Source organism: Rhodococcus sp. BP-261 (assembly GCF_019835205.1).
Classification (GTDB): domain Bacteria; phylum Actinomycetota; class Actinomycetes; order Mycobacteriales; family Mycobacteriaceae; genus Rhodococcoides; species Rhodococcoides kyotonensis_B.
On the sequence record NZ_JABUCO010000010.1, the window covers coordinates 151,157 to 159,739 of the forward strand.

Sequence of the window (8,583 nt, forward strand, 5' to 3'; positions counted from 1 at the left end):
GTCGTTCCGCAGGCACCTGGTCAGAACCGCGACCGAGGCCGGATCGCGTTCGCGAGGTCGACCAGCGTGAACCGATGAGCGCGGTCGGTCGCGTTGCGCGCCAATGCTCGTAGGCCTTTCTCGGTGCCCTTCGCGAGCCCGGTGTCGGTGAAGTGCACCCCGAGGATGGGCTCGCGTTCGGCCTCGGATGCGTGACCGGACCGAATCCAGTCCATCGCCATCGCCAGGACGAGGGTCCGCATCTGCAGCGCGCGGGCCTCGCTGCGGGGAAGTGCTCCGACGCGTCGTGCGGCCTCGCGAAAGTCCTCCTCCTGCAGATCTTTCGACGGCCGGTCCATCAGCAAAGTCAAGATGGACGTCATCCTGGCCACCGAGTAGTGCCGCGAACTGATCGGCACCTGGTCCAGGGTGGCCACCGCGGCGTCCGTCTCGCCCCGGTAGGCGAGCTGGCGGGCCAGACCGAACGCGCAGCTGACGACCGCCCGGCTGGTCCGCCAGACGACGCGGTAGTACGACTCCGCCCGGTCGCGCCACATGTCGCGCTCGTCTGCCCCCAGGTTCGGATTGCTCTCGACGATGAGTTCGGCACTCGCAGCCAGAGCAATCTTCGGCGCGAGCTCGCCCGGCATCGCGTCGAGCACTTTCTCGAAATGTCGGTGCGCGGAGACGAGTTCGCCCCGGAGCAGAGCGAGCAGTCCCGAGTACCACTGCACTCGCCAGGGGTCCTCGTCGCCGGTCTTGACCTGTGACAGCACCGAATTCGCGGTCGCCACGTCGCCGAGGTCGATGTGCGCCTTCACCTCGGCCAGAGTGATCTCGAGACCACCGGTGGAACCGTCGGCGAAGCGTTCGATGCCGTTGCGACGAGCGTGCGCCAACGAGTCGAGAGTCTGCTGCGGCTCGCTGTGCACTGCGGCGGCCAACAGCGGTGCACTGGGGTCGGTCGGGTCGACGAGCGGAACGGGCAACGCCGACACTACTTCTCGCGCACCGAGCTTGTCACCGCGAAGTTTGCCGTCGACGTACGTATCGGTCCGACCGACGGATTCCTCGGTGCCGAACACCGTGCGCGGAGGACTGAACGCGGTGGACAGGCCGGGTCGCTCGGTTCCGGTCTGCTGCGCGAGGATCTCTCGCAGAACACCGGTGGCTTGGCTGGCCAGCACATCGGCCGTCGCGAAGCGCTGCGTCGGATCCGGATTGGTGGCGCGCATCAACAAGCGATGGAACGACGGATACGTGCGCAGCAGTTCGTGATCGTCGGGTGACGGAATGCCGGGGTCGTAACGCCCACCGGTCGACGGCATCTCGAGTGTGAGGACCGCGAGAGTTCTTCCGACCGTGTAGATGTCGGATGCGATCGTCGGTCCGGTCTTGACGATCTCCGGAGCCTGGTAGCCGGCGGTGCCGTACAGGTATCCGTAGTCCTCGATACCCGCGACGGCGCCGAGATCGATCAGCTTGATCTGGTCGTCGGTCACCATGATGTTCTCCGGTTTGAGGTCGTTGTAGACCAAACCGATCGAATGCAGGTACGACAGCGCGGGCAGAACTTCCAGGACGTACGCAATGGCCTGCTCGACCGGCATACGCTCGTGATCGCCGCGTGCGGACAGTATGTCGCGCAGCGATCGCCCACCGACGTACTCCATGACGATGAAGCCGACCTTGGTTCCGTCGCCGCGGGGCTGTTCCACGAAGTTGTAGATCTTCACGACACCCGGATGCGCCACCTCGGCGAGGAACTGTCGCTCGGCGACGGCGACGGCATGCGCCTCGTCGTCGCCGAAATGCAGCAATCCCTTCAGGACGACCCAGCGGTCGCTGACGTTGCGGTCGATCGCGAGATAGATCCAGCCCAGGCCACCGTGCGCGATGCAGCCCTGCACCTCGTACTGGCCGACGACCAGATCACCCGGCTCGAGCAGCGGTGAGAAGTCGTAGTGCGCACCGCAATGCGGGCACGTACCCGATTCCTGATCGGGATCACCTGCCGAGCTGCGGCCGACCGGTGAGTTGCACTTCCAGCAGAACCGCTTCTTCTGCGGAACCGTCGGATCCTTCATGACCGCCGTGGCGGGATCAACCGGATCGACGCGAGGGACGTCGACCAGCCCGGCGCCGAGGCGTCGGCGAATTCCGTTGGTGCGTCCCGACCGCGTCCGCCCCGACGTGCGCGACGAGCGCGACGACCGAGCCATGACCGCGGCCTGAGTCCGTTCAGCGGCTTGCGTTCTCTCGGCTGCCTGCGTTCTCTCGGCCGCCTGGGTGCGTTCCGAAGCCTGCGTTCGTTCGGAAGCCTGCGTGCGTTCGGCAGCCTGAGTACGTTCGGACGCGGCGGTCATCGCCGCTGGGGCTGTTGCCGGCCCGGTGGGGGTTTCCGGATCGCGTGCGTTCATGTGCGTTGCTCAGTCCACGTACGACGGGGACGGCGGACCGGGCGAGGCACCCATGACCGTGAGCCAGCGCGAATACAGGCGGTTCCAGGTGCCGTCGGCGCGAATGCGTTCGAGCGTGCCGTTGACGAACCGGACCAAGTCGTCGCTCTCCTTCTTGATGCCGACGCCGTACGCCTCCGGGCTCAGGCTGGTACCGACGAGTTCGAGATACGGGTCCTGCGCGGCGAGACCCGCGAGGATCGTGTCGTCGGTGCTGATGGCGTCGACCTGGCGTTGTTGCAGTACGACAAGGCAATCCGACCACATCGCTGCCGTCACGATCTGCGCGGTCGGCACGATGCGTTCGAGACGACGCAGTGACGTCGTGCCGTCCACCGCGCACACCCGCTTGTTCGCGAGGTCGGCGACGCCGTTGATTCCCGAGTTCCGCACCGCCAGCACACGATGCTGAGCCTGGAAGTAAACGGTCGAGAACGACACCTGCTCCTTGCGTGCACACGTGATGGTCATCGTCTTGACGACGACGTCGACCGTCGAGTTCTGCAGCGCCTCGATGCGTTCCGCGGACGTCAGGATGCGGAAGTCGATGCGGTCGGGATCGCCGAACAGGTCTCGCGCGATCTCGCGGGCGATGTCGACGTCGAAGCCGACGAGCTTGCCGTCCATCGGCTCGAGGAAGGAGAAGAGGTTGCTGCCCGTGTCGAGGCCGACGATGAGACGCCCGCGCTCGCGAATGGCGTCGACCGTCGGGGTGGGGGGAGCAGGAACTGTGCCCGCCGGTGTCGGACGAAGGCTCGCAGTCGGTCTGGAGCACTGCACGTCCTGGGGGCCCGGGTCCTGCGTGGCGGATGCGGGCCCTGCGCCATCGGGAAACGGTGTGCCGGAGTATTCGACGTCCGGCACTTCCGGGATGGGCGGCTGCGTCGTGCACCCGGTCACGAGTATCGCGATCATGAACAGAACGGCAACTGCGACAGAAGTTTTCACAGGTACTCCCGCAGTCTGGGTGCGATGCCGGCGGCGACGGCAGCAGCAGCGACGATCGTCAGCGCCACCGCGCCGGACGCCATGCCCGCCAGTGCCGACTTCGCGCGAATGACGTTGCCACGTAGCTCGATTCGAGCCTGCTCGATGCCGTCGACCAGTTTGCTGTCGAGCGCACGGAACTGGGTCGACGAATCCCGGACTCCGCTCCCCGTCGTGATGAGGACGGCGGTCGCGAAGTCGCCGGTGCCGAGAGCGTCGGCGATTCGGGCGTGCGAGGCCTTCCATGCGGTCAGCGTGGCGGAGATGTCCGGGTCGTCGGCGAACAATGTCGTCAATTTGTCTGTGTTGGTGGTGAATTCGGCGTCGTAGCCCCGGCTGCTCCCGCGGCGCACCAGGTCGAGAGTCTCGTCGGCACGTGCCTGCTGGGCGAGGATGAAACCTGAAGTCAGGCTCTGCAATGGCGCGACGCCGCGATCGAGAGCACGGTCGGTGGCCGTCGACGAGACGATTCCGCCGACCAGCATCCATCCCAGCAGGACGGTCATCGTCGCCGTCGCCCCGAGGAAGCCCCAGTTGAACGTTCGGTTGGTGCGCCCCGCCAGAAAGACCTGGGCGAGCACGAGAAGGACGAGGCAGAGAACGACCAGCGCGATCGCGAACAACGGCGGACGGATGAATCGCTCCTGGTCGGTCGCGACGCGGGCGGACTGCTCGGTGTACAGCCGCTCGGCGCGCGGAAGCAGAACCGTCTGCATCTGATTCGAGGCTTCACCGAGGTACGCGGCGCCGACGGGATTGCCGACGCGATTGTTCGTCCTCGCCGTCTCGACGAGTCCGGTGTACACGGGCAGACCCGCGGCGATCTCCATCAGCACCGTGCGCGCGTCGTCGTCGGAGTCGCCGAGACCGTTGGATGCCCGAATCAGCTCGGCCCCCGCGTCGCCGATCGCCTGCGTGTAGCGGTCGCGGGTCTCCTGCGGTTCGAGACCTCCTGCGAGAAAGGCGGTCGACGCGGCCGCGTCGGCGACCGACAAAGCGCCGTACAGGTTCTGGGCCGAATTGGCGAGAGGCTCGGTGCGGACGAGCAGAGTGTCGAGAGTGCGCGCGCGATCGGAGACGGCGACCGACGTGACGAGACCGGTGGCGACGAATGCCACGATCAGCACGACGCCGAACGCGATCATGCGCACGGGCGTCGAACGCACCAGCCGCTGCAGGTCCCGCCGCGGATCGCTGCTCGCGGCGGAGGCTGCAGTCGTGGGAGGTACGGCAGCAGAGGGTGTAGTGCCGACCACAGTCACAGAGTCGAGCATATAAGCAGCAGTGAGCGCGTGTACTCGGACCGTGAACACACTGCATGTCGGTTCACCTAAGGTGTGTCGTATGCGCGGCGACGGTGACGGGTGGGTTGTAGGCGAGAACGGCACGCGGCACTGGGGCAGGCACGGCGCCGCTGGTTTGTTGTTGCGCGCTCCTGCTGCCGACGGGACACCGACCGTGCTGCTGCAACACCGCGCGCTGTGGTCGCACCAGGGCGGAACATGGGCGTTGCCGGGCGGGGCACGCGACAGTCATGAGACCACCGTGCACGCCGCGGTCCGCGAAGCGGAGGAAGAAGCGGCGATCGCAGCCGAATTCGTGCACGTGCGCGGCGAGAAGGTCACCGCACGCGCCGACAGTGGATGGACGTACACGACCGTCGTCGCAGATGCCCCGGGTCAACTCGAGACGACGCCGAACGGTGAAAGTACCGAACTGCGTTGGGTTCCCGAGGACATGGTCGATCAGCTGCCGCTGCACCCCGGCTTCGAGATCGCCTGGCCGACGCTCCGGGCGACGCCGCTCCGCATCCTGCTCGACACGGCAAACGTGCTCGGCTCGCGTCCGAACGGCTGGTGGCGCGACCGCAGCGGCGCCACCGGCGAGCTGCTGACGTCGCTCGCCGATGCCGTGCCGAGAACCGTCGAACTACCCGGCGGCGACTTCGGATGGTTGACTCACATCGACGCCGTCCTCGAGGGCGAGGCGCGTAGCGCGGCGTTCGACGACGCCCGCGTCCCCGTCATCCATGCGCCGGGTAGCGGCGACGACGAACTCGCCCGCCGCGCCGAGGCGGCCGACAGCCTGACCGCGCTCGTCACCGCCGACCGAGGTCTTCGACAACGCGTGCCGACGTCGGTGCACGTGCTTGCCCCGTCGACGGTGCTGGCGTGGTTGGGCTCAGCGTCGTAGCTTCGACGCCAGTTCTCGCGCCGCGGCCTGGGGATCCCGTGCCTGAGTGATGGCCCGAACGACGACGATCCGCTCGCAGCCCGCCTCGAGGACCTCGTCGACGTTGGTCGCGTCGACCCCGCCGATCGCGAACCACGGACGCGCCGGAGCCGATTCGGCGGTACTGCGCACGAGTTCGAGGCCTGCCGCGGAACGGTTGGGCTTCGTCGGCGTCGCCCACACGGGGCCCGTCGCGAAGTAGTCGACGCCGTCCTCGATCGCGGCGAGGGAAGCCTGGTTGCGATTCTGCGTCGACCGGCCGATGACGACGTCGGGACCGAGGATCTCGCGCGCGTAGTGCACCGGCAGGTCGCCCTGGCCGAGATGCAGGACATCGGCGCCCGACGCCAACGCGAGGTCGGCGCGGTCGTTCACGGCCAGAAGCGCCCCGTGACGCTTGGTGGCGGCGGACAGAATCGCCAACGCGGCGAGTTCGTCCTTCGCTTCGAGCGGACCGAACTCGCGCTCGCCCGCCGAGTTCTTGTCGCGGAGCTGAATGATGTCGACGCCACCCGACAAGGCCGCTTCCGCGAACTGGGCAAGATCGCCCTTCTCGCGCCTGGCGTCGGTGCACAGGTAGAGGCGAGCCGATGCCAAACGCTCGCGCGCCGTCTGGTTCTGGGGACTCTCGTAGGGATGCACTCTGCAAACGGTAGTCTGTCGGGAGTACGTAGATACACGGGAGTCCTGGGGTTCGCAGGGCTGAGAGTGGACACGCCGGTCCTTACCGTCAATACCTGAACCGGATCATGCCGGCGCAGGGAGTGAGGTGGAACAGAATGTCCAAGTCCCTGGCAGTCGTCGGCGGCGGTGTCATCGGCCTGGCCGTGGCGGTCCGCGCGGCACGCGACGGCTGGTCGGTGCGCCTGTACGACCCGGCCGTCGGAACCGGAGCGTCCTGGGTCGCGGGCGGCATGCTCGCGCCGCTGTCCGAAGGGTGGCCAGGCGAACACGACCTGCTCGAGCTCGGGGCTCACTCGCTGGCGCGGTGGCCGGAGTTCGCGCGTTCACTCCCGGGCGACGTCTTCTCGTCGACGGGATCGCTGACGGTCGCGCTCGACGCTGCCGATGCCGCGGACCTGCGGACCATCGCCGAATTCGTCGGGGAGCAGGGGCATCGGCTCGACGTGTTGAGCCGCGCCCAGGTGCGCGAGCTGGAGCCGTCGCTGGCGCAGAACATCCGCCTCGGCCTGCTCGCGCCCACCGAATTCGCCGTCGACAACCGGTTGCTCGTCGCGGCGCTGCAGAAGGCTGCGACAGGAGTCGAGTTCGTCGCCGAAGCCGTCACCGACATGGACGCGCTGGACGCCGATCAGATCGTCGTCGCGGCGGGAGATCGGACGGCATCGCTGCTTCCCGACGTGCCCGTCCGTGCGGTGAAAGGCGAGATCCTGCGCTTGCGTCGCAGGTCGAGTGCCGTCGAAGCTCCGAGCAGGACCATCCGCGGCAGCGTCCACGGACGGCCGATCTACCTCGTCCCGCGCGGCGACGGCCTGGTCGTCGGCGCCACCCAGTACGAATCCGGACGCGACACGCAGGTCACCGTCGCGGGCGTACGCGACCTCATCGCCGACGCCGAACGCCTCATGCCCAGCATCGGCGAATACGAACTGTACGAAGCCGCAGCCGGACTACGACCGATGAGTCCCGACGGTCTTCCCGTCATCGGCCGGATCTCCGAGCGCGTCATCGTCGCATCGGGTCACGGCCGCAACGGAATTCTGCTGACCCCCGTCACCGCAGACGCCGTCGCCGCACTACTGGCGGGCGATGCACTCCCCGAAGCGAAGGCTGCAGATCCAGCCCGATTCGAGATAGGTAGGAAACAATGATCACCGTCAACGGGCAGGACCACGAGCTGACCGAGCAGCTGACCATGACGCAGTTGCTGACGCGACTGTCCATGCCGGAGAAGGGCATCGCCGTCGCGGTCGACGGCGTCGTGCTGCCGAAAAGTCGATGGGACGCCACGACCGTCGAAAAGGGTTGCAACATCGAGGTTCTGACGGCGGTGCAGGGTGGCTGAGTCACTGAAGATTGCCGACAGGGCGTTCGATTCCCGCCTCATCATGGGCACGGGTGGGGCCGCGAATCTGACGGTGCTGGAGGAGGCCCTCGTCGCCTCCGGGACCGAACTGACCACTGTCGCGATGCGACGCGTCGACGTCGCCGGAGGCACCGGTGTGCTGGATCTGTTGCGCAAGCTCGACATCGCGCCGCTGCCCAACACGGCCGGATGCCGCGGTGCGGCGGAGGCGGTGCTGACGGCGCAGCTCGGCCGGGAAGCGCTCGACACCGACTGGGTGAAGCTCGAAGTCATCGCCGACGAGCGCACCCTGCTGCCCGACGCGATCGAATTGGTCAAGGCTGCAGAACAACTGGTCGACGACGGATTCAACGTGCTCCCGTACACGACCGACGATCCGGTGCTGGCGCGCAGGCTGGAGGACGTCGGATGCGTCGCCGTCATGCCGCTGGGTGCGCCGATCGGAACCGGCCTCGGCATCTCGAACCCGCACAACATCGAGATGATCGTCGACGCGGCAGGGGTCCCGGTCATTCTCGACGCGGGCATCGGTACCGCGAGCGACGCGGCGCTGGCGATGGAATTGGGTTGCGACGCAGTCCTCCTCGCGACGGCAGTCACACGCGCGAAGGATCCGGCGCTCATGGCGTCGGCGATGAAGCACGCTGTCGCAGCGGGATTTCAGGCCCGTCGGGCCGGGCGGATCCCGAAGCGGTTCTGGGCGCAGGCGAGTTCGCCGATGTGAGTTCTACGTGCGTGCGAATGTATAGCGGGCTATACGGCGGTCTCAAGCGGTCATCGCAACGAGCGTCTTGTCGTATGCCTTCAGAGGAGTATCCCATCCGAGGGTCCTACGAGGACGGTTGTTGAGTAGGTCCTCGACCTCGGCGAGCCGTTCCG

The 8,583-nt window shown here is 67.2% G+C and carries 8 protein-coding genes and 1 riboswitch; of the genes, 4 read left to right on the forward strand and 4 right to left on the reverse strand.

The window, feature by feature from the left end; all coding sequences use genetic code 11:
• Positions 1–20: 20 nt before the first annotated feature.
• The 3 genes from HQ354_RS13830 to HQ354_RS13840 form a co-directional block, all read right to left on the reverse strand.
• Entirely contained in the window at positions 21–2,345 is a 2,325-nt protein-coding gene (locus HQ354_RS13830; protein ID WP_222634854.1) for a serine/threonine-protein kinase, read from the reverse strand.
• 63 nt (positions 2,346–2,408) lie between these two features.
• On the reverse strand, positions 2,409–3,353 hold the full coding sequence (locus tag HQ354_RS13835) for a glutamate ABC transporter substrate-binding protein (RefSeq protein ID WP_222634855.1): 945 nt from the start codon (positions 3,351–3,353) through the stop codon (positions 2,409–2,411).
• Positions 3,354–3,382: 29 nt separating this feature from the next.
• Complete coding sequence (locus tag HQ354_RS13840; protein ID WP_222634843.1) at positions 3,383–4,687, reverse strand: hypothetical protein; 1,305 nt, start codon at positions 4,685–4,687, stop codon at positions 3,383–3,385.
• A gap of 82 nt (positions 4,688–4,769) precedes the next feature.
• On the opposite strand from HQ354_RS13840, the gene HQ354_RS13845 reads away from it, so the two are divergent.
• On the forward strand, positions 4,770–5,618 hold the full coding sequence (locus HQ354_RS13845; protein WP_068422040.1) for an NUDIX domain-containing protein: 849 nt from the start codon (positions 4,770–4,772) through the stop codon (positions 5,616–5,618).
• On the opposite strand, the gene thiE is transcribed toward HQ354_RS13845, so the two are convergent.
• Positions 5,607–6,299, reverse strand: coding sequence for a thiamine phosphate synthase (gene thiE, locus HQ354_RS13850; protein ID WP_068422043.1), 693 nt, complete (start codon positions 6,297–6,299; stop codon positions 5,607–5,609). The two genes, HQ354_RS13845 and thiE, sit on opposite strands and share 12 nt — an antisense overlap.
• A 26-nt stretch (positions 6,300–6,325) precedes the next feature.
• Positions 6,326–6,438, forward strand: a riboswitch (TPP riboswitch).
• Between thiE and thiO the strand changes: the two genes are divergently transcribed.
• The 3 genes from thiO to HQ354_RS13865 all read left to right on the forward strand — a co-directional run bounded on the left by thiO (position 6,437) and on the right by HQ354_RS13865 (position 8,428).
• The gene (gene thiO / locus HQ354_RS13855; protein ID WP_222634845.1) at positions 6,437–7,489 is read left to right on the forward strand and encodes a glycine oxidase ThiO; all 1,053 of its coding nucleotides are present in this window, start codon (positions 6,437–6,439) and stop codon (positions 7,487–7,489) included. It overlaps the preceding riboswitch by 2 nt.
• Entirely contained in the window at positions 7,486–7,683 is a 198-nt protein-coding gene (gene thiS / locus HQ354_RS13860) for a sulfur carrier protein ThiS (RefSeq protein ID WP_068422047.1), read from the forward strand. Before thiO ends, thiS begins: the two co-directional genes overlap by 4 nt.
• Positions 7,676–8,428 carry a thiazole synthase gene (locus tag HQ354_RS13865; RefSeq protein ID WP_167679203.1) on the forward strand — a complete coding sequence of 251 codons (753 nt, stop codon included), beginning with the start codon at positions 7,676–7,678 and terminating at the stop codon, positions 8,426–8,428. The genes thiS and HQ354_RS13865 overlap by 8 nt, the downstream gene beginning before the upstream one ends.
• Positions 8,429–8,583 lie beyond the last annotated feature (155 nt).